Raw genomic sequence first — 21,624 nt, 5'->3', positions numbered from 1 at the left:
TTTCCTCCCTCACAGCCCGAGAACGAGCCGGGCGATGATATCCCTCTGGATCTCGTTGGAGCCACCGTAGATCGAGGCGGCCCGGTTGTTCAGATAGCGCGGCATGGCCACCAGACCCGCCTCGGGCCCGACGGCTTCGACGTTGGAGCCCGCCTCGCGCGCCTCCGGCTGGTCCACGCCCGCATAGGCGCCCAGCCCCGCGACCGAGATCTCGTCGATCCGCTGCATGGCCTCCGTGCCGTTGATCTTCAGCATGGAAGACGCCGGCCCGGGGTTCTTGCCGCCGGCAAGCGCCGCCAGCACCATCCGCTCGGACATGTCGATGGCGGTCACCGCGATCTGCGCCTCCGCCAGCCGCCGGCGATGGGCCGCATCGTCCCCGCCCGCCGCCTCCGCGATGCGTTGCGCCCGTTCCAGTCCCACCATCAGGCCCGGCGCTGATCCGCCGCCGCGCTCGAACTCGAGCAGATATTTGGCCACCGTCCAGCCCTGGTTCTCCGCGCCGATCCGGTTCGCCTTGGCCACGCGGACACCGTCGAAGAAGACTTGGTTCACCTCATGCTCACCCGCCAGGGTGATGATCGGCTTCACCGAAATGCCGGGCGTGTCCATCTCCAGCAGCAGGAAGGTGATGCCCTGCTGCGGCTTTCCCTCCGTGGAGGTGCGCACGAGGCAGAACATGCGGTTGGCGAACTGGGCGTGCGTGGTCCAGATCTTCGATCCGTCCAGGACGTAGTGATCGCCATCGCTGATCGCGCGAAGCTGCAATGATGCCAGGTCCGACCCCGACCCCGGCTCGGAATAGCCCTGGCACCAGTAGTCTTCGCCGGCGAGGATGCGCGGCAGGTAGTACGCCTTCTGCTCGGGCGTCCCGTAACCCATGATCACGGGCCCCACCATCTTCAGGCCCATGGGCGACAGCGTCGGCGCGCCGGCCCTTGCACACTCGGCCGCGAAGATCGCCCGCTGAACCTCGCTCCAGCCCGGACCACCGTACTCCCGCGGCCAGGCCGGCGCGGCCCAGCCCCGGGCGTGCAGGATCTTCTGCCACGGGAGGCTATAGCGGGGCTCGCAGAAGACGCTGGTCAGGCGCTCACCGGCGCGCCGCAGCTCCGGGGTGAGGTTGGCCTCGATGAAGGCGCGCACCTCGTCGCGGAAAGTCAGGTCGGCGACGGTGAGCTCCAGATCCACGGTCGGCGCTCCCTAGAACTTCGACCGTAGGGCGAGACCCCACGTCCGCGGCGCGCCGAGGAAGGCGGCGTAGGTCCCCGACTGCAACGGCTGGTCCACCACCACCTGATAGTAGTCCTCGTTGGTCAGGTTCTGGGCGAACAGCTCCAGCGTCCAGCGCTCGTCCTCCGAGCCCACGCCGATGCGGCCGTTCCAGAGTGTCAGCTCCTTCTGGTTCTTCAGCGGGTCGAGGTTTGAGCCGGTGTTGTAGGCCGAGGTGTAGCGCCCGGACAGGCTGGCCCGCAGCCGCAGGCCCGCGCCGATCTCGTTCTCATAGGCGGCCGACCACGACGCCGACCAGAGGGGCGCGTAGGACAGCCGCGAGCCCGGCAGGCGCGGTCCCACGCCCGCCGTCGGCGCGAAGTTCCCGAACTGGGTCACCGCATAGGTGACCCCGCCCGTCGCCGTCAGACCCCGCACCGGCGTGCGCCAGACGAGGTCCATATCCACGCCCTTGGACGTGACCTTGGGGATCGAGGCGACCACAAAGCTGATGCCGGTGAAGGTGTTGAGCTGGAAGTCCTTGAACGTCTGGTCGAAGGCGGCCGCGTTCAGGATCAGGCGGTTCTCGAGCAGCTGGCTCTTGAACCCGAGCTCGTAGCTCTCGACCGTTTCGGCGTCGAAGCTGGTGTCCGGATTGATCACGCCCGCGCCGAACCGAGCCCGGTCGAGGTTGAAGCCGCCGCTCTTGTGGCTGTTGGCGTAGGACGCATAGGCCATGAACGTGGGCGAGAAGCGGTAGCTGACCTTCGCCGTCCCGCCGAGGCGATCCTCGGTGCGCTTCTGGCGGGTGTCCACATTGTTGAACGCCGGGTCGGCGCCCGGGGCGCACAGCGCCGAGCGGGCCGCGGCCGGGATCGGACGGGCGATCGCCGCGGCGCAGGCCAGGCCCGGGGCAGTGTTGCGATACTGGGCGAAGACCTTCTTGGTGTCGTCGCTGTAGCGCAGCCCGAAGGTGAGCTCGAGGGCGTCTGTCACGCGCCAGGTGTTGTTGGTGAACAGCGCCCAGCCCTTGCTGGAATGGTCGAAGCGGTCGTAGGCGCCCTGCCCCGGAATGAAGTTCTGGCCGGCCGGTATGCCGGTCAGGGCCGAGACGGCGGTCGGATTGGCCCCACCCGAGAGCAGCAGGCTGAAATAGGTTTCGTAAGATGTGCCGAACGGGGTGAAGGCGCTGTTGTCCAGCTGTTCGTCGGAATAATAGCCGCCGACCATCCAGTCGACCGGCCCGGTTTGGCCCGCGAGCCGGACCTCCTGCGAGAAGGTCTCGAACTTGTTGAAGGTCCGCCCGTCGCTGGGCCGGTACCAGATGTCCGCCGACGAGAAGTCGATGTCCGCGCCCTGGACGTTGGACCAGTCCCGCCAGGCGGTGATCGAGGTCAGGGTGAGGTCGGGATTGATCTCCCAGTCCGCCTGCAGGGAGACGCCCTTGTCCTTCAGCTCCTGGTTGGACTCACGGTTGGCATAGACCAGGCGGCGGAAGGGATCGGCCGGGCGCAAGGTGCCCTCGTCGGCGGCCACGGCGTCGATCAAGGCGCCCGTGGGCCCGACCAGCGTCGTGGCGGTCAGGCAGCAATGTTCGTCCCGCTTGGTGTAGTCCGCCATGGCGCGGATCGTCAGGGTGTCGGTGGGCAGCCACAGCAGTTGGCCGCGGATGGTCGCGACGTCCTGGTCGTCGTTCCGGCTCTGGGTGCTGGGGCCGGCGCCGTTGCGCACGTCGTTGAAGCCGTCGCGCTTGCGGATCGCGGCAAAGAGGCGCCCGGCCACGGTCTCCCCGATCGGGCCGGTGATGCTGGCCGACGCCCCGCGGGCGTCGTGATTGCCGTAGGTGACTTCGGCATTGGCGCCGAAGTCGAATTCGGGCGCCTTGGTGATGACGTTGATGACGCCGGCGGAGGTGTTCTTGCCGAACACCGTGCCCTGCGGCCCTTTCAAGACTTCGATGCGCTCGAGCTCGCCCAGGTCGCCGAAGGCCACGCCGCTGCGCGCCCGATAGACGCCGTCGACGACGGTGCCGACGGAGGACTCGAGGCCCGGGTTGTCGCCGATGGTGCCGACGCCGCGGATGCGGATGGACGTCTGCGCGCTGCCGGTGGAGGAGGTGACGCTCAGGCCCGGCGTCAGCACCTGCAGGTCCTTCACGTCGCGAACGCCCGCGTCCTGGAGCTGCTGGCCAGACACCACGTTGACGACGATCGGCACGTCCTGGAGGTTCTGTTCCCGCTTCTGCGCCGTGACGATCACGGCGTCGACTTCGGGCGCTTCGGTCTCCTGGGCCTGAACCTGGCCCGCGACACAGACCGCGGCCAACACGGCGGCCGACGGCGCCCACTTACGCAACTTCATCATTCCTCCCCTTCGCCCTATGGGCGTTCATTGTTCCCGCTTCTTACACGCGAGCGAGGCTCGGAGCTTGCGGGTTGCGGCGCAACCAAACAAGCTATCGGAAGTGATAGGGGACGGTCGCTTGCTTACCGACGCCGAGGCGCTCGCCCGCGAGATCGACGAGACGGGCGCCCGCATCGGCCTGCCGTTCGTCGCGGCGGCCACCGACATCTCGTCGACGACTCCACCGGTCGGCGCCGATGGCCGGCCGTTGGCCGAGACCCTGTTCCGCTGGGTCGATCCTGAACTCCGGTACTGGGAGGATCACGGCTTCGCCCTGCGCGCCGCCTTCATCCACGCCTCGCGCGCCTGTTCCGAACCCTTCTACTTCCAGCACGGACGCTTCGCCTCGTGGCGGCCCAACCGCGCCCTGGACGCCATCACCGCCGAGGGACCGATCGATACGTACGGCGTGGGCGCGGCGATCGTCGCGCCGGCCTACCTGCCCGGCGGAGTCATCGGAGCCGTGGTCTGGGCGACGGCCGATCCCACGTTCGACGTCGCGTCCGCCTTCGCCCGGCATGCGGCGCCCCTGCACACCCTCGCGCTCCGGTTCGTGGCCACCTACGAAGAAGCCGTCGCGGGTTCGAACCAGCCGCCCGCGCGCCTGACCCGGCGCGAGATCCAATGCCTGAAATGGGCCGCCGCCGGAAAAACTGACGCAGAAATCGGTCACCTTGTGGCCATATCCCTGCCCACGGTCCGGTTTCATGTCACCAACGCGGCGCGCAAGCTGGGTGTCTCAGGGCGGTCACAGGCCGTCCAACGCGCCGCAACCTTGGGCTACATCGGCTCCGGGGGCTCCGGTGCGGCGTCAGGTCCCGTGCGGTCACAGGCGCCGACCGGGTAAGCTTACCCCGTGGGAGATTCGTGAGAGGACGGGCGTATGCGTCCCGGAGCTTGGCGCGCGGGCCTGACGGCTGCGGCGCTGCTCAGTATTGCTTGTCCTGATGCGTCGGCTTTGGCCGCGGGCGCGGCGCCGATCCCCCGCGCCTTGACGGCGGAGGAAACCGCCGTTTGGCAGGCGCTGGTGGTCCAGGCCGAGGTCGCACGGACCGCCGGCCGGTGGGCTGAGCTCGAAAAGGTCACGCGTAGGCGCGCCGCCATCGAAGAACGAGCATATGGCCCGGAAGCGGTGGTGACGGCCGTTTCCTGGTCCTGGATCGGCCAGGCCCTCGTGCGGCAAGGACGCGACGCGCAGGCCGATCCGTTCTACCGGCGCGCCCTCGAGGTCGACCGCAAGGTCCTGGGTCCGCGTGATCCGCAAACCTTGCTGGCCATCGCCAATCTCGCCGGCGTCCTGGAGCGCCGCGACCGGTTCGGAGAGGCCGAGCCCCTTCGGCGCGAACTGCTGGCCACGAGCCGCACGCTTTTCGGCGATGCGAGCGCCGAGGTCGCCGCCGCCGCCGTCGCTCTGGCGGACGTGCTGCGCGCCCAGGCCAGGCCGCGCGAAGCCGAGCCGCTGTATCGCTTGGCGGTCGAGGTCGACACCCGTCTGCTGGGCGAGAAGGATCCTGGGCTCGCGGCGGACCTCGGTTCTCTGGCCGCGACACTCGACGAGCTCGGCCGGCACCTGGAGGCCGAGCCCCTGCACCGCCGCGCCCTCGCCATCCGCCGCGAGGCGTTCGGCGAACGCGATGCTGCCACCGCCCAGGCCTATGCGCGCATGGGGGCCAACCTGGACGCCCAGGGTCGGCACGCGGAGGCGGAACCGCTGCTGCGGCTGGCGCTCGCCACCGACCGAGATGTCCGAGGGCCGCGACACCCCGCCACCGCCGCCGACGCCGCGCTCCTCGGCGCAAACCTCAACGCCCAGCACCGGCCGCTGGACGCCGAGCCCCTGCTTCGCGAGGCCTTGGCCCTGCGCCGCTCATTGTTGGGCGAGAAGCACGCCGATACCGGCGTGAGCTACGGCGCCCTTGGCGACAACCTGGCGGCCCGAGGCAAGCGGCGGCAGGCCGAGCGCCTGCATCGCCGCGCCCTGACGATCCTGCGCGCCGCCCGCGGCGAGACCAATCCGGCGACCGCCAAGGCCTACGCCGCGCTGGCCGCCGACCTGAACGCGCGCGGCCGATACGCCGAAGCCGAGCCCATGCTGCGCCGCGCTTTGGAGGTGCGTAGGGCGGCGCTTGGCGAGCGTCACCCGATGACGGCGGCGACCTATGACGCTCTCGCCGAAAACCAGCACCATCTGACGTCGAATGCCCGAGCCGAGGCGCTGTCGTCCAAGGCGGTGGCCATTGTCCGGGCTCGTCGTTCGGCGGACCTCACGGCCATCGGGTCCGATCCGGACGTCGCGCTGCGTCGCGCCCGCGCCGATGCCGAAACCGGCGAGACCACCGGACCGGTCTTCCGCCGCTACCTGCGCCTGGCCTGGCTGGCCGCGGCGGAGCAGCCGGCGGAGCTGCCGCGCCTGCGGGACCGCGCCTTCACCGCAGCCCAGGACCTGGAAGTCTCGCCCGCCGCGCGCGCCCTGGCCCAGACCGCCGCCCGCGCCGCCTTCACACGGAAGGCGGCCGCAGGCGACGCGCGGGTCCGCCAAGACTTGGCCGGCCAGGTCCGCCAGATCGAAGGTCAGCTGGCCCAGGCCCTTCCTCAGGACGATCCCGCCAAGGCGGCGCGAGTCGGGGCGGCGCTCGACGCGGTCGGCCGCGAGCTCGCAAACCTGGATGCGCGGCTGCAGAAGGACAATCCGAGGTACGCTGAAACCATTGCGCCGCCCGCGATCTCCATCGCCCAGGCCCAGGCGCGCCTTCGCCCCGGCGAAGGCATGCTCTTCATCGTTCCGACCGGCCAGGACATCCACGTCTTCGCCCTGTCGCGGACGAAGGTGGCGTGGAACCGGATCGAGGGCGGTCAAGCCGAGCTGGAGAAGCGCATCCGGGCGCTGCGGTGCCAGGTGGACGACGGCGCTTGCGGCGGCAAGGCCCGACTGGTCGGCGAGAGTCCGATCGCGCCGTTCGACCTTCAGACGGCCTACAGCCTCTATCGCGACCTGATCGTCCCGGTCGAAGGCGCGCTGAGCGACGTGGATCGGCTGTTCGTGACCACCTCGGGCGCGTTCGGCGGCCTGCCGCTGGGCCTGCTGCCCACAGAAAACGTGCGGACCCTGGCTCAGGCGACCTGGCTCGGCGACCGCTACGCCCTCACCACCCTTCCGTCCGTGGCGAGCCTGCGCACGGCCGCGCCGGCCCGCAGGCCCGCAGGCCAGCGCTGGGCTTTCGTCGGCTACGGCGACCCCGCGATCGATACCGCCGCCCTCGACGCGCGCCGCCCGGAAGGCTCCAAGGCGCTCGGCGCGGTCTTCGCGCCGCTGCCGGGCACCGCCGACGAGCTCCGGGCGATGGCCAGGACCCTGGGCGCTCCCGCCGGCAGCGTCCGCCTGGGCGCGAAGGCGACCGAGGCGTCGATCAGGACGTCAGCCGACATCTCCCGCGCCGGCGTCGTGGCGATAGCAACGCATGGCCTGCTGGGTAACGAAATTCAGGGCCTGAAAGAACCCGGCCTGGTGCTGACCGCCCCCGGCAACCCGAGCGCACAGGACGACGGCGTGCTCACCGCAACCGAGGCGGCCGCCCTCGACCTTTCGGCCGACTGGGTGATCCTGTCGGCCTGCAACACCGCCGGCGGCGACGGGGTCCCGGGTGCGGACAATCTCTCAGGCCTGGCCCGGGCGTTTCTCTACGCCGGCGCGCGTGCGCTCCTGGTCAGTCACTGGCGGGTCTTCGACGACGCCACCGCGGCCCTGACCGTCCAGACCCTGGCGATCCAGAAGGCGAACCCTCGACTCTCGAAGGCCGAAGCCCTGCAGCGAGCCATGCGCGCCGTCCGCACGGGCCGCCGGCCCGACGGATCGCCTCTCCCCGGCTGGCGCGCCGAATGGGCCCACCCGGCCTACTGGGCGCCTTTCGTCGTCATCGCCGCGGACGGCTAGGAGGCCGTGCGCCGGAAGAGCTCGGGGTGGGCCTGTTTCAGGCGCACGCCGACGCGGCGCGAGCCCTCCAGGGTGAAGTGTCCGGCGTCGAAATAGAGATAGCGGCCGTCAGGCCCAAGAATCTCGCATCGCCGCCGCGGGCCGCACTGGAGATCCAGCAGCGAGACGTAACGGACATCCCGCCAGGCCGGGTGCGCGAAGAGGGCCTTGAGCGCGCGGTCCCGCTCGACTTTCGCAACCTCCTGATAGCCCAACGCAAAGGCGTTCACCCCCGCGACCGTCGCATGGCGGCGGTCCTGCGCCCTCTTCGAGATCGAGAGGGCGTCGTCGGTAAAGGTCATCTTGGGCCCGACGATATAGATCGGCGCGTCCGAAACCTCCCGCACGGCGCCGATCATCTCGGCCAGCCCCCTCGCGTCATATCCGCCCCAGTTGTCATGGAGCAGGACGATGTCAGCCGCCTTCAACTGAGAGCTGCCGAGCACGGCTCGCCGGCGCTCCGCGCAGAGTTCGGCATTGGCGGGCGTGACCGGATCGTGGCCGAAGTTGAAGCACTGGTGGAAGGTCTCGAGAATCTCCAGCCGGCCTTCGAACCCGTTCTCGATCAACGCGTAGCCAAGATCGAATCCGTGAGAGTTGCCCACGATCAGCACCTTCGGACCTCCCGGCGCCGGCTGGGCGAAAGGGCGGACCGGAAAGCCCTGCCAGTAGCGATTGCGTTCGGCCGTGAGTTCGCCCTGGGTCAGGAGCGCGTAGGGGAAGCGCTCCGGCAGGCCGCTCTTCAGGTGGATGTAGGCGGGCGCCGCCAGCGCTACGGCAAGGCCCGTCGCGGCGAGGGGCAGCCCTCGCGCAGGCCGGCGCTCCAGCAGGCCGCGGAAGCCGGTCTCCAGCAGCCGCCAGGACAGGTAGCCGCAGACGAGTGACGCGGCGACGATAACCGTGCTGACCGCAGGCGTGATCGCGATGTCCTGATAGCGCAGGACGCTCACGATCGGCCAATGCCAGAGGTAGACCGAATACGAGATCAGCCCGACGAATACGACCGGCCGCAGGCAAAGGGCGCGGCTGACCAGGCTCGGGCCGAACTGCGGAGCCGAGACCAGCGCCGCGGCGCCCAGACAGGGAACCAGGGCCGCCATGCCAGGGAACCGCGTGCCCGCGCTGAACATCGCCGCCGCAGCCGAGATCAGCAGCAGGCCCCCACCCGACAGGACGTTGGCGATCCAGGCACTCGGCGCGCGGTCCTGCCGCCACAGCAGCCACGCGAGCGCGCCGGCCAGGAATTCACCCGCCCGCGGCGCCAGGAAGAAGTAGGCGTCCGCCGGGTGTCGGCCCGCCTCGTAGTGACCGTAGGCGAACGATGCGGCGGCCAGGAGGCCGACCGCAAGGGTCATGACCGCTCGCGATTTCAGCTTCAACAGAAGCAGCAGGCCCGCCGGCCAGAGCAGGTAGAACTGCTCCTCCACCGATAGCGACCAGAGATGCAGCAGCGGCAGGGCTTCGGCTTCCGGCGCGAAGTAGCCGCCGGAGGTTCGGGCGAAAAAGACGTTCGACACCAGGGCGATCGCACTCAGGGCGCCTTGGGCGAGCAGGCTGTAGTCGGCGGGCGTAAGCACGGTATAGCCCGCGGCTGTCACCACCAGCAGCAGGACGTAGAGGGCCGGCAGCAGGCGCCTCGCCCGTCGCAGGTAGAAGTCGCCGAAGCGGAATTCGCCCCGCGCCCGCTGCCCGGCGATGATTCCCGTGATCAGAAAGCCCGAGATCACGAAGAACACGTCGACGCCGACGAAGCCGCCTGCCACCCAGGCGACGCCGGCGTGGTTCAGGACCACCAGCATCACGGCCAGGGCCCGAAGCCCGTCGATGTCGGGCCGATATCCCGGGCCACGCGATAGCGGTCCGCTCGCCGCGGCCAACGCCCGCGTCGTTGTCTCGAATTTCATCGCGCGCCGGGCCCGCCCCTCTTCTTCTGGCCGCCCTGCATACTTTGGCGGATCGCGCGGCGACCAGGCAGAAGAGATCGGGGGAACAGGTGTTGCGACGAGCGGACCTGTATTGCGAATGCATCGCAATTGCATCATCGTGGGGTAGCTTGCTGGAAGCCATGGAGTCTGCCGTGCTGTCCGCCACCCCCACCGGCAAGGGCGCCGATCTCGCCCCCGGCGAAAACCTGCTGATCTGCGGCCTCAAGGCGTGGGCGGCGGCCCGGTGCGCCGGTGAGCCGCCCCACAGACCGTTGTCGGAGGCGTTGTCCCGGCGGACCAATCCGCGGGTCGCCGCGCTGTTCCTGGCCTGGGTCCAGGCGATCGAGGCCTCCAGCCTGCGCCCCCTCCGCGCCGAATGCCCGCACTGCGGCGGCGCGGCGGCCGACCTTCAGCGCCTCGTCGTCGCTTGCGGCGTCGCGCCGGTCGCTCAGGACTTGGGCGAGAAGCTGATCGCGCCGTTGGTGTCGGACCCCGCCCTGGTGATGGCGCTGGCCCGCTCGCTGAACGCCGCCATGGCCCGGGCCGGCTGGCCTCTGCCCGTGCGGCTGGGCGCGACAACCGAGCTCGGCGAGGCGCACCCGACGCTGCACTGACGCGATCAGGCGTCGTCCAGCAACCGGGCGAAGGCGGGCGAGATCCATTCGGCCAGGCCGCCCGACTGCCGCGAGACGATCCGTGCGGCGACGTCGTGCTCACAGGCGAACGCCTCGCCCGCCGGACCGAGGACGGTCAGGGCCGTGCAGAGCGCGTCGGCTTGCATGCAGGAGGGGTGAAGCACGCTGACGGCCGCGACCGGACCGGCGACGGGCGCGCGCGCGGCGGGGTCCAGCGTGTGGCTGTAGCGGCGAGCGCCGTCCGTCCAGGCCCGCCGCCAGTCGCCCGAGGTCGCGATTGACAGGCCATGGAGCGCCACAACGACTGGCGGATCCGGAAGCTGGCCGCCCGGCGGGGTCTCGATCTCCACCCACCAAGGCTGGCCGTCGCCCTTGACGCCGCCGCCGCGAAGCTCGCCGCCGATCTCCAGCAGATAGTCCCGCACCCCCAACGCCTCCAAGGCTTCCGCCGCAAGGTCGACGCCGAAGCCCTTGGCGATTCCGGAAAGGTCCAGTTTCAGGCCGCCAGGCTGGAAGGCCCGCCCGTTCGCCCGATCCAGTTGCAGTTCGCGCCAGCCGCCCGCCGCCAGGTTTCGGCTGGCCAGGTCCGGGGCGGCCGCGACCGGGCCTTCGGGCCCGAAGCCCCAAAGGTCGGTAAGCGCGCCGACGGTCGGGTCAAACGCCCCGCCGCTCTGCGCCGCCAGGTCGCACGCGGCCGCGACCACAGTCGTCAGGTGGGGCGGAAGCTCGACCCACGTCCCCGCAGGCGCGGCGTTGAAGCGGCAGAGATCGCTGCCTGGCTCCCACGTGCTCATCTGCGCCACCACCGTGTCGCAGGCGCCTTGAACGGCGGCGGACAGCTCGGCGTCGGCTAGCCCGCGAGGAACCCACGCCCGCAGGCTCCAGGCCACGCCCATGGTGGGCCCTTCCAGCGATGCAGGCCGTCCGTCCCGCGGCCTTGTCGCCTCGGCGGTCAGCGACAGCGGAACGGCGACCCGGCGCACCCTCGTCAGTCCGGCAGAACCTCGAAGGTCGCAGCATAGCCGGCGTTGCTGGCCACGCCCGAAGCGTCCTTGCCGCGCACCGATGCTTCGACCCAGTACAGGCCCGGCTCCGGCCATTGGATTTCGAATACCCCGTCGGAGCCCGTCTTCACCTTGAATTCCGGCGCCTTGCTCCGATAACGCGTCGCGCCGAGGACCACCTCGACCTCGACGTCCGGCGCGGGCTTGCCGTCCACCAACAGCTTGAAGCGCGCCTTTTCGCTGGCCACCAGGTCGTTGGGATGGGTGATCGGCTCCAGTTCCAGGCCCTTGCCGGTGATCTTCAGGGCGGCGGTGCTGGGTGCGCCCGAGGTGACGAAGGTCTCCACCCGGCGCGAGTTCCTCGAAACCTGGACCTCGGTGGCCTCTTTGGGGATGGCCGTGGAAAGATCCGCCTCTTGCCCCCGCCAGCGCTTCGTCTCGCCGCCCAGCTTGTACGACGCCATCATCCCGCTCGACGCATTGGCGATCTTGTAGGTGCCGGGCGCCTTGAGCTGCAGGTCGAAGGTCGAGCGGTACTTCCCCGTCGAGCCGTTCTGGATCCGGACAGGCGCGCCGTCGGGCCCGATCGCCGTCAGGCCCTCCAGGCGCATGGCGACGTGGTCGGGGTAGAAGAGGGTATTGGAGACGGCGCCGTCCACCGTGACCCAGGGCTCCGAGCCCGAGAGCACCGTCGCCGACGGCGCGAGCCACGAGCGGTGGGCCTGCGCCGCAGGGGCGACGGCCAGGGCGATGACCGCGGCGACAGCGGTGCGGATAGCGATCGACATGATGCAGGCTCCGGAGGTTTCAGGGCTTGGTGCTGACGCTGATCGCGCCGAGTTCGGACACGCCCTGGGCGGAGGCCGGCCGGACGCCGGCCTTGGGCGGCCATGAGAAGGGCACGCGCACCACCTCGCGACCGCCGACTTCGCGGGCGGCCTCCACAGCGAGGTTGTACTGGCCAGCGGCAAGGCCTGACAGCTGGGCCGCGGTGAAGACCACCTGGTGCTTGCCGGGCGCCTTGGTGGGACCGCTGACGCCGTCGGCGGGCAGGGTCAGGCTTCGCCCCGCCTTGCGCCACCACTGGCGCATGTCCTTCAGCCAGGTGGCGCCCTCCCCCTTGGCCAGCTTGGTGTCGTACCAGACGGCCAGGGTCTTCACGGCGGTCTCATCCGGCCGCTCGATCCATAGCGCGACGTAGGGGCGGTGGTACTCGGCCACCGACAGACGGGGAATTTCGACCGAGACGGCCAGCTCCGCCGCGTCGGCTGCGGCCGGCAGGGCTGCGACCCCGGTAACGGCGGCGAACAGGCTCGGGGTCTTCATCGCCCGCATCGGGGTCTCCTCAATGGATCAGGAACAGGGCCAGCAGCAGGGGTATGACGAGCCCGACCCCCACCAGCGGCCAGGTGGACGGACGCGCCCGGGAGTGGAGCTGAAGCAGCAGCAGGCCGGTGACGCAGAACACCACGCAGCCCGCGGCGAAGATGTCGATGAACCAGCTCCAGGCCGGCCCGGTGTTGCGGCCCTTGTGCAGGTCGTTGAGGTACGCGATCCAGCCCCGCTCGGTCCGCTCGTAGGCCACGGCGCCGCTCTCGGTGTCGATGGTGACCCACGCGTCGGAGCCGGGCCCCGGCATCGCCACATAGGCCTCGCCCGAGGACCATTCGACGGGCCCGGCCGGCGCCTTGATCTTCAGGTCCCGGGCGAGCCAGGCGCGGGTCGCCGCGGGCAGGTCGCCCTTCGCGGCCTCGGCGGCCTGCAGGGCAGGGCGCAGGTCAGCTGGAAGCTCCCCTTCCCGCTCCACCGTCTGGGGCTTGGCCATGATGGCCCCAGCGTGGTTCAGCGTGATGCCGGTGATCGCGAACAGCAACATGCCGATCAGGCAGATGGCGGCGCTGATCCAGTGCCAGCGCAGGGTCTGGCGCAAGAAGGCCGCACGGGCGACCGCGCGTTTCTTCGCCTTGGCGCGCTCGACCGCCGCGCGTTCGGCTGTGGGATCAACGACGAGTTCGGAAACCGGCGGCATGCTCACTGGCGAAACGAGGTACGCCCCGCTTGCGGAGCCTTCATCTAAGAATGCCTCGCATTATCATGCCACGCCGCCAAGGCAAGCGGCAAGCGGCGCCGCCGGCCCCGAATCCCCCTCTAGCGGGGCTGCATCCGGATGGCGCCGTCCAGGCGGACATCCTCGCCGTTGAAATAGCCGTTGGTGATCATCGTCTCGGCCAGCTGGGCGTATTCCTCCGCCATGCCCAGCCGCTTCGGAAACGGCACGGAGGCGGACAGTCCCGCCTTCACATGCTCGGCCGCCCGGGCCAGCAGCGGCGTATCGAAGATCCCGGGCAGTATGGTGTTCACCCGGATCGCTTCGCTGGAGAGATCACGCGCGATGGTCAGGGTCATGCCCACGATGCCGGCCTTGGAGGCGGTGTAGGCCACTTGACCGATCTGGCCGTCCTCGGCCGCCACGCTCGCCGTGTTGACGATGGCGCCGCGGTCGCCGTCTTCCAGCACCGGCAGGCTCAACATCCCGGCCGCACTCTTGGTGATGCAGCGGAACGTGCCGATCAGGTTGATCTGAACGATCCGCTCGAAGTTCTCCAGCGGGTACTCCTTGACCGCGCCGGTCTCCTTGTCGCGCGAAACGGTCTTGGCCCCGCCGCCGACGCCGGCGCAGTTGACCAGAATCCGCTCCTGGCCGTTCGCGGCGCGCGCCTTGGCGAAGGCGGCGTCGATCTCTTCGCTGGACGTCACGTTCGCCTTGCAGAAGACCCCGCCGATCTCCTTGGCCAGAGCCTCGCCGAGGTCGGCGTTGAGGTCGAACAGCGCCACCTTCACGCCGTGGCCAGCCAGGCGCCGCGCGGTCGCCGCGCCGAGGCCCGAAGCGCCGCCGGTGATGACGGCCGAGATGGTGTTGTCGAGTTTCATGGTCGCTCCCAAGGCTTGGGCGCGGACCCTCCCACCCCGCACGCAACGTCAGGCAAGGCTTGCGATCATGCGGTCCGGGCCAAGTCGGCCGACAGGGCGACGCCGGCGGCGGCCTGAGCGGTCACCTCGCCGACGATGAGGACGACAGGCCCCGTGACCTGCGCCGCCGCCAGGGTCGAGCCCAGATCGGCCAGCACGCCCGGCAGGGCCCGCGCATCCGGCCGGCCGGCGTTCTCGACCGCAATGGCCGGCGTCTCCGGCGCGCGGCCCTCTGCGATCAGGCGCTGGGCCGCCGCCTCGAGCCGGTCGCGGCCCATGTAGAGCGCCACGGTGGTCTGCGGATCGGCCGCCGCCCGCCAGCCGCCGTCGGTCAGCGCGCCGTCCTGGGTCGTGGCCGTGGCGATCAGCAGGCGCCGCGCCTCGCCGCGATGCGTCAGTGGAAAGCCGAACTGGGCGGCCGCCGCACTGGCGGCCGTGACGCCGGGTATGACCTCGGTCTCGACGCCATGGGCGTGCAGGAACGCAGCCTCCTCGCCCACGCGGCCGAAGATCGAGGGGTCTCCGCCCTTCAGCCGCACCACGTCCACGCCCCGGCGCGCCAGTCGCAGCATCAGGCGGTTGATCGTCTCCTGCTTCATGCTGGTCCTGCCGGCGCGCTTGCCGGTCTGGATCTTGAGGCAGGCGGCCGGCGCGAGCGCCAGCACCTCGTCCGACACCAGGGCGTCGTAGAGCAGCGCCTGGGCGCCCTCGATGGCGCGGTGCGCGCGGACCGTCAGCAGATCGGCCGAGCCCGGCCCTGCGCCCACGAGGCGCGCCCGTCCCAGTTCAGGCGGCATGGCGGACCTCTCCCTTTGCGGCGATCAGGCGGGCGATCTCGGGGCGGCACGAGCCGCAGCTGGTCCCGGCGCCGGTGGCCTCGCCGACGGCGTCCACGGTGGCGCAGCCGGCGGCGACCGCAGCGTCGATCCGCCCCGCGCGCACGCCCCGGCAGGCGCAGACGATCGGGCTGGCGTCCACGGCCCGGCCCGGCGGGCGGCCCATCAGCAGGGCCGTTCGGTCGGCCGCGGTCAGGGCGTCGGCCTCGAACAGGTCGGCCAGCCATTCCCGGGGCGGGAGCGCGCCGGCGGTGGTGAAGAAGATCACCCGATCCAGACGGTCTCCGTCCATCCAGGCCTCGCGGAGGCTGCCCGCAGCGGGATCCTCGTAGCGGAGGACGTCGCCGCTCTTGCGCGTCAACGCCTTCTGCACGGCGGCCCGTTCGCGCGCGTCGCCGCGGCCGGCGAATTCGTGCAACTGGCACGCGGCCTGCGGAATGCGCCGCCAGACCAGATCCAGCGCACCGGGAGATGTCCAGGCGTCGCGCGCGAGGAAGAAGCCGCGCCAGGTCTCGCGGTAGGCCCGCACACGCGCCGGCGTGTGCTTGAACTCCGGCTGGCCCGAGCGCGCGTCGACCTTGGGCGCCACCAGGGGGTTGGCGCGGCCGGACGGCGCGAAGGCCTCGGTCCAGTGCATCGGCATGAACACGGACCCCGGCCGCTGGCGATCGGTGAGCCGCGCCAGGGCAATCGCCTCGCCCTGGGCGGTCTGGACGCGGGTCAGCGCGCCCTCCCCGATGCCCAGCGGCGCCGCGTCGGCGGGGTGCATCTCCACATAGGGCTCGGGCGCATGGCGGCAGAGTTCGGGCGCCAGGGCCGTGCGGGTCATGGTGTGCCAATGGTCGCGGACCCGCCCGGTGTTCAGCGACAGCGGGAAGGCGCCCGATGTGGCCTCGGCCGGGCCGCGCGCCGCCACCGGAACCATGCGGGCGCGGCCATCTGGGGTCTGGTAGCGGCCATCGGTGAACAGCCGCGCCGTGCCGCCGGCCATGGTCACGGGCCACTGCACCGGCTCCAGCGCCTCGTAGGCCTCCGGCGTGATCGTGGCCATCGGGCCCAGGTTCAGCACCCGGTCGGCGTTCTCGTAGGCCGTCAGGCGGGCCCATTCGCGGAACACCTGGGACGGGTTACGCCAGCCGAAGCCATCGCCGAAGCCCATGGCGGTCGCCACGTCGGCGATGATCTTCCAGTCGGCCCGCGCCTCGCCCGGCGGATCGAACAGGCGCCGCTGGCGGCTGATCCGGCGCTCGGAGTTGGTGACCGTGCCGTCCTTTTCGCCCCAGGCCAGGGCCGGAAGCTTCACGTGGGCGAACGAGAGGGTGTCGGTCTCGGCCATGCAGTCCGACGCCACGACGAAGGGACAGGCCGCCAGCGCCGCGCGCACCCGGTTGGCGTTCGGCAGGCTGACGGCCGGATTGGTGGCCATGACCCAGATCGCCTTGATCCGACCGTCGGCGACGGCGTCGAACATGTCGACGGCCTTCAGGCCTGCCGCCGGAGCGATGGTCGGCGAGCCCCAGAACCGCTGCACCCGGGCGCGGCTGGCGTCGTCGAAGTCCATGTGGCCGGCCAGGGTGGTCGCCATGCCGCCGGTCTCGCGCCCGCCCATGGCGTTCGGCTGGCCGGTGATCGAAAACGGGCAGGCGCCGGGCTTCCCGATCCGCCCTGTAGCCAGGTGGACGTTGAGGATCGCCGAACCCTTGGCCACGCCCTGCGCCGACTGGTTCGCGCCCATCGAAAACAGGCTGACCGTCCGCGGCGTCTCGGCGAACAGACGGAAGAAGGCCTCCAGGTCGGCGAGCGGCACCCCGCAATCGGCGGCGACGGCGGCCGGCGACTGATCCGCCTGGGCCAGTTCGGCCTCGACGTCGGAGAAGCCCGTCACGTGCGCGGCGACGTAACCCCGGTCCACCGCGCCGCGCCGGATGAGATCGGCCAGAAGACCGTTCCACAGGCGCACGTCGCTCTGGGGAGCCAGGGCCAAGTGAAGGTCGGCCGCTTCGGCGGTGTCGGTCCGGCGCGGATCGATGACCACGTGGCGCTGGCCTCGGGCGCGGGCGGCCTCCATGCGCCGATAGAGGACCGGGTGCGTCCACGCCGCGTTGTGGCCGGAGAAGACCACCAGGTCAGCCAGGTCCAGGTCCTCGTAGCACCCGGGCACCAGATCCGCCCCGAAGGCCAGCTTGTGCGCGATCACCGCCGAGGCCATGCAGAGCCGGGAGTTGGTGTCGATGTTCCCCGAGCCGATGAAGCCCTTCATCAGCTTGTTCGCCGCGTAGTAGTCCTCGGTCAGCAGCTGGCCGGAGACGTAGAAGGCCACCGAGTCCGGCCCGTGCCGCGCGATGGTCTCGGCGAACCGGCCGGCGACACGCTGCGTCGCCTCGTGCCAGGAGGCGCGGCGGGTTCCGATCATCGGATGCAGCAGCCGGCCTTCAAGGCCCACCGTCTTGCCCAGCGCCGTCCCCTTCGAGCAGAGACGGCCCAGATTGGCCGGGTGCTCCGCGTCGCCCTCCACCGCCAGTACGCGGCCGTCGGGCGCCGCGCGGACGCCGCAGCCCACGCCGCAATAGGGACATGCGGTGCGGACGCTCATGCGTCAGATCCGGCCCAGCAGGAGCCGGCCGTCGCGCACTTCCAGCGGAACGACCGGCGCGCAGCCCTTCCCACGGTCGGCGCCCATGGCCTCGCCCGTGGCGAGTTCGATCGACCAGTTGTGCAGCGGGCAGGTCACGGCGTGGCCGTGGACGATCCCCTGGCTGAGCGGACCGCCTTTGTGCGGGCAGCGGTCGCGCAAGGCGAAGACCCGGCCATCACCTGTGCGGAAGATGGCGATGTCGCCCTCCGCCGTCGGCACCCGGCGCGAGCCGCGGAGCGGCACGTCGGTCACGGCGCCGACGTCGGTCCACATGATCGGGTCCTTGACGAGCGCGTTCATGCGAACTCCATACGGCGGCTGAGCGGATTGAATTCGTGGGAGTCGCGGCCCGCCACGCGCTCGGCCCAGGGATCGACGCGGTAGAAGCGCTGCGAATACGAGAAGCGGTCGTAGAGGGCCCGCCGGCGTTCGGGGTCCTCGACCGCGGCCTTGATCGCATCCAGGCCGATGCGGTCCATCCACTTGTAGACCCGCTCCAGATACCAGGCGTCCTCGCGGTAGAACTGCATCACCGCGCAGATCGTCCAGACCGCCTCGTCCTCGGTCGCGACCTTGGTGAGGATCTCGGTTCCCTTGATGTGCAGGCCGGCGGCGCCGCCCACGTGGATCTCGTAGCCGCTGTCGACGCAGATGACACCGATATCCTTGCAGGTGGCCTCCGCGCAGTTCCGGGGACAGCCCGAGACCGCCAGCTTCACCTTGGCCGGCGACCAGGACCCCCACATGAACTTCTCCAGCCGCACGCCGAGACCGGTGGAATCCTGGGTCCCGAACCGGCACCAGTCGGTCCCGACGCAGGTCTTCACGGTGCGAAGGCCCTTGGCGTAGGCGTGGCCCGAGACCATGCCCGCGGCGTTGAGGTCGGCCCAGACGGCGGGCAGGTCGTCCTTCTTCACGCCCAGCAGGTCGATGCGCTGGCCGCCAGTGACCTTGACCGTCGGAATGTCGAACTTGTCCACCACATCGGCGATGGCGCGCAGTTCGTCGGCGCTGGTCACGCCGCCCCACATCCGCGGCACGACGGAATAGGTCCCATCCTTCTGGATGTTGGCGTGGACGCGCTCGTTCACGAACCGCGACTGGCGGTCGTCCCGATAGTCGCCGGGCCAGGCGCAGACCAGGTAGTAGTTCAGCGCCGGCCGGCACGAGGAGCAACCGTCCGGCGTGGTCCATTCCAGCGCCTGCATCGCAGCCGGGATCGACTTCAGCTCCTCGGCGAGGATGCGGCGCCGCACCTCGTCGTGCCCGTGATGGGTGCAGCCGCAGACCGGCTTCGGACCGGTCTGGACCTGGAACGCATCGCCCAGGCTGAGCTTGAGCAGCTTCTCCACCAGCGGGGTGCAGGTGCCGCACGACGCGGACGCCTTGGTGACGGCGCGTACGCTCTCCAGCGTGGTCAGGCCCTGATCCGTGATGGCAGCGGTGATCTCGCCCTTGCAGACGCCGTTGCAGCCGCACACCTCGGCGGTGTCGGCCATGGCCGCAACGGCCGCGCTAGGGTCCAGGCCTCGAAGGCCCTCCGTGGCCGCTTGGCCGAACACCAGGGTCTCGCGGAAGGCCGCGACGTCCTCCCCCGACTTCATGAGGTCGAAGTACCAGCCTCCGTCGGACGCATCGCCGAACAGCACCGCCCCGGCGACCTTACCGGCCTCCAGGACGATCCGCTTGTAGACGCCGCGGCCGGCGTCGCGGAACACGATGTCCTCGCAGCCCGGGCCGCCCAGATGCTTGCCCGCCGAGAACACGTCGACACCGGAGACCTTGAGGCGGGTCGAGAGGCTGGAGCCCTCGTAGGCCGCCTGCCCGTCCGTCAACGCCTCGCCCAGGGTGCGGCACATCTCCCAGATCGGCGCCACTAGGCCATAGCACTGGCCGCGGTGCTCGACGCACTCGCCGATGGCGTAGATCGCCGGGTCCGAGGTGCGCAGGGCGTCGTCCACGACGACGCCGCGGTTCACGTCCAGCCCGGCCGCCTTGGCCAGGGTCCCGTTCGGCCGGATGCCGACCGCCATCACCAGGAGATCGCAGTCCAACACCCGGCCGTCCTTGAGGCGCAGGCCGCTGACGCGGCCGTTCGCCCCGAGGATCTCTTCCGACTGCGCTTCCAGCACAGTCTCGACGCCCTTTTCCGCCAGGGCCTCGGTCAGCAGGAAGCCCGCCGAGGCGTCCAGCTGGCGCTCCATCAGCACGTCCATCAGGTGGACGACGGTGGCGCCCATGCCGCGCTTCGAAAGTCCGTAGGCCGCCTCGATGCCCAGCAGGCCGCCGCCGATCACCACCGCCTTCGCGCCCGGCTTCGCGGCCGCGATCATGGCCTCCACGTCGTCCAGGTCGCGGAAGGTGACCACGCCCGCCAGGTCCGCGCCCGGCAAGGGCAGGCGGATCGGATCCGAGCCTGTGGCCAGGATCAGCCGATCGTAAGGGACCTCGGTCCCATCAGCCGCGCGCACCACGCCAGCTCCACGATCGATCGCTTCGACCCGGGCGCCGGCGCGCAGGTCGATGCCGTTGTCGGCGTACCAGGCCTCGTCGTTGATCACGATGTCGGCGAACGACTTCTCGCCCGCCAGCACCGGCGACAGCATGATGCGGTCGTAGTTCACCCGCGGCTCGGCGCCGAAGATGGTGATGTCGTAGCGGCCGGGATCGCGCTTCAGCACCTCCTGCACCGCACGGCAGCCGGCCATGCCGTTGCCGACGACGACCAGTCTCTCCTTGGTCATGGCGGCCCCCTTACAGTCGCAGGGCCGAGGCGGCGGCGCCGGCCAGTTCCGGCCAGGTCTTGCGCCACCGCGCCTTCACGCCGGTCAGGCCGACCAGGGCCAGCAGGGCGAGGCCGCCGAAGGCCAGCAGGCCCATCTGGTACGAGCCGGTCACCTCCTTGGCCCAGCCCAGGCTGGCGGCCAGGTAGAAGCCGCCGATGCCGCCGGTCATCCCGACCAGGCCGGTGACGACGCCGATCTCCTTGCCGAACCGCTGGGGGGCGAGCTGGAAGACCGCCCCGTTGCCGGCGCCCAGGGCCATCATGGCGAACATCATGAGGGCCAGGGCGACCCAGGCGCTGGGTTGCTGGAAGCTGACCAGGGCCAGGCCCAGGGCCGCCAGGACATAGACCACCGTCAGCGTCCGCACGCCGCCGAAGCGGTCCGCGAGCGCGCCGCCCACCGGCCGGACGAACGAGCCGGCGAACACGCAGGCCGCGGTGAAGAAGCCGGCGGTCACCGCGGGCAGGCCGTACTCGGCGTTGAAATAGATGGTCAGCGAGGACGAGAGACCGACGAAGCCGCCGAAGGTCACGCCATAGAGGGCCATCAGCCACCAGGCGTCGCCCGTGCCCAGCACGCTCATGTACTCCGACAGGGTCTTGGGCGGCGGCCGGTTCGGGGCGTCCTTGGCGAAGACCAGATACACCACGAAGGCGACCAGTAGCGGCAGGGCGGCCAGGCCGATCACGTTCTGCCAGCCGAAGCTCTGGGCCAGCGCGGGGGCGAACAGCGCGGCCAGCGCCGTGCCCGAGTTGCCGGCGCCGGCGATGCCCAGTGCGAGGCCCTGGTGCTCCGGCGGATACCAGCGCGAGGCCAGCGGCAGGGCCACGGCGAACGAGGCGCCCGCCACCCCCAGGACCACGCCCAGGGCGAGGACCTGATGATAGCTGTGCACGCCCAGGAACCACGCCACCGCCAGACCAGCCAGGACGATGAGCTGGCCGATCAGGCCGGTCTTCTTGGGTCCGATGTGGTCGACCATGAGGCCGGCGACCAGGCGGAGCAGCGCGCCGGACAGCACCGGCACGGCCACCATCAAACCCTTCTGCGCCGGGGTCAGCCCGAAATCCTTCGCGATCGCGACGCCCAGCGGGCCCAGGACCACCCAGGTCATGAAGCTGAGGTCGAAATAAAGGAAGGCGGAAAGCAGAGTCGGTGTGTGACCCGACTTCAGGAACGAGCGGCTGACCATTGGGAGTTCGGCCCCATGCTGGAGTGGACAGGCGGCGTCGCCGGGAAAAGGGAAGG

16 protein-coding genes are annotated in these 21,624 nt (G+C 70.5%); 3 read left to right on the top strand and 13 right to left on the bottom strand.

Annotation, left to right across the window (positions count from 1 at the left end):
* Window positions 1-9 precede the first annotated feature (9 nt).
* Together AX721_RS16395 and AX721_RS16390 are read right to left on the bottom strand one after the other, a co-directional pair.
* Window positions 10-1,191 carry an acyl-CoA dehydrogenase family protein gene (locus AX721_RS16395; RefSeq protein ID WP_068877067.1) on the bottom strand — a complete coding sequence of 394 codons (1,182 nt, stop codon included), beginning with the start codon at window positions 1,189-1,191 and terminating at the stop codon, window positions 10-12.
* A gap of 12 nt (window positions 1,192-1,203) precedes the next feature.
* Entirely contained in the window at window positions 1,204-3,576 is a 2,373-nt protein-coding gene (locus AX721_RS16390; RefSeq protein ID WP_156467204.1) for a TonB-dependent receptor, read from the bottom strand.
* 118 nt (window positions 3,577-3,694) lie between these two features.
* On the opposite strand from AX721_RS16390, the gene AX721_RS16385 reads away from it, so the two are divergent.
* Window positions 3,695-4,462 (top strand): helix-turn-helix transcriptional regulator, encoded by a 768-nt coding sequence (locus AX721_RS16385; protein WP_231733292.1) that lies wholly within the window; start codon window positions 3,695-3,697, stop codon window positions 4,460-4,462.
* Between the two features lie 36 nt (window positions 4,463-4,498).
* The gene (locus AX721_RS16380; protein WP_082765518.1) at window positions 4,499-7,546 is read left to right on the top strand and encodes a CHAT domain-containing tetratricopeptide repeat protein; all 3,048 of its coding nucleotides are present in this window, start codon (window positions 4,499-4,501) and stop codon (window positions 7,544-7,546) included.
* Here AX721_RS16380 and AX721_RS16375 read toward each other — a convergent pair.
* On the bottom strand, window positions 7,543-9,489 hold the full coding sequence (locus AX721_RS16375) for an acyltransferase family protein (protein WP_068877064.1): 1,947 nt from the start codon (window positions 9,487-9,489) through the stop codon (window positions 7,543-7,545). The two genes, AX721_RS16380 and AX721_RS16375, sit on opposite strands and share 4 nt — an antisense overlap.
* Window positions 9,490-9,662: 173 nt before the next feature.
* Here AX721_RS16375 and AX721_RS16370 point away from each other — a divergent pair, with 173 nt between their 5' ends.
* Window positions 9,663-10,124: a hypothetical protein gene (locus AX721_RS16370; RefSeq protein ID WP_231733290.1), complete on the top strand. Its 462-nt coding sequence runs from the start codon at window positions 9,663-9,665 to the stop codon at window positions 10,122-10,124.
* A 5-nt stretch (window positions 10,125-10,129) separates the two neighbouring features.
* On the opposite strand, the gene AX721_RS16365 is transcribed toward AX721_RS16370, so the two are convergent.
* From AX721_RS16365 to AX721_RS16320, 10 genes are all read right to left on the bottom strand, one after another.
* Window positions 10,130-11,128, bottom strand: coding sequence for an FAD:protein FMN transferase (locus AX721_RS16365; RefSeq protein ID WP_068877062.1), 999 nt, complete (start codon window positions 11,126-11,128; stop codon window positions 10,130-10,132).
* Between the two features lie 5 nt (window positions 11,129-11,133).
* Entirely contained in the window at window positions 11,134-11,937 is an 804-nt protein-coding gene (locus tag AX721_RS16360) for a DUF4198 domain-containing protein (RefSeq protein WP_068877061.1), read from the bottom strand.
* Window positions 11,938-11,956: 19 nt separating this feature from the next.
* Window positions 11,957-12,475, bottom strand: a complete 519-nt coding sequence (locus AX721_RS16355; RefSeq protein ID WP_369796630.1) for a DUF2271 domain-containing protein — start codon at window positions 12,473-12,475, stop codon at window positions 11,957-11,959.
* A gap of 19 nt (window positions 12,476-12,494) precedes the next feature.
* Entirely contained in the window at window positions 12,495-13,178 is a 684-nt protein-coding gene (locus AX721_RS16350; RefSeq protein WP_082765515.1) for a PepSY-associated TM helix domain-containing protein, read from the bottom strand.
* A gap of 119 nt (window positions 13,179-13,297) precedes the next feature.
* Window positions 13,298-14,080 carry an SDR family NAD(P)-dependent oxidoreductase gene (locus AX721_RS16345; protein ID WP_068877059.1) on the bottom strand — a complete coding sequence of 261 codons (783 nt, stop codon included), beginning with the start codon at window positions 14,078-14,080 and terminating at the stop codon, window positions 13,298-13,300.
* Between the two features lie 65 nt (window positions 14,081-14,145).
* Window positions 14,146-14,916, bottom strand: coding sequence for a uroporphyrinogen-III C-methyltransferase (gene cobA, locus AX721_RS16340; protein ID WP_068877058.1), 771 nt, complete (start codon window positions 14,914-14,916; stop codon window positions 14,146-14,148).
* On the bottom strand, window positions 14,906-17,548 hold the full coding sequence (locus tag AX721_RS16335) for a nitrate reductase (protein ID WP_068877057.1): 2,643 nt from the start codon (window positions 17,546-17,548) through the stop codon (window positions 14,906-14,908). Before AX721_RS16335 ends, cobA begins: the two co-directional genes overlap by 11 nt.
* Window positions 17,549-17,551: 3 nt before the next feature.
* Window positions 17,552-17,890 (bottom strand): nitrite reductase small subunit NirD, encoded by a 339-nt coding sequence (nirD, locus tag AX721_RS16330; protein WP_068877056.1) that lies wholly within the window; start codon window positions 17,888-17,890, stop codon window positions 17,552-17,554.
* Complete coding sequence (gene nirB, locus AX721_RS16325; protein ID WP_068877055.1) at window positions 17,887-20,334, bottom strand: nitrite reductase large subunit NirB; 2,448 nt, start codon at window positions 20,332-20,334, stop codon at window positions 17,887-17,889. The genes nirD and nirB overlap by 4 nt, the downstream gene beginning before the upstream one ends.
* Before the next feature lie 10 nt (window positions 20,335-20,344).
* Window positions 20,345-21,568: a NarK/NasA family nitrate transporter gene (locus AX721_RS16320; protein WP_068877054.1), complete on the bottom strand. Its 1,224-nt coding sequence runs from the start codon at window positions 21,566-21,568 to the stop codon at window positions 20,345-20,347.
* Window positions 21,569-21,624 lie beyond the last annotated feature (56 nt).

Source organism: Phenylobacterium sp. CCH9-H3, assembly GCF_001557235.1.
Classification (GTDB): Bacteria; Pseudomonadota; Alphaproteobacteria; order Caulobacterales; family Caulobacteraceae; genus Phenylobacterium.
Note: the sequence above shows the minus strand (reverse complement) of the source record. Positions and strands in the feature narration are given on the sequence as shown.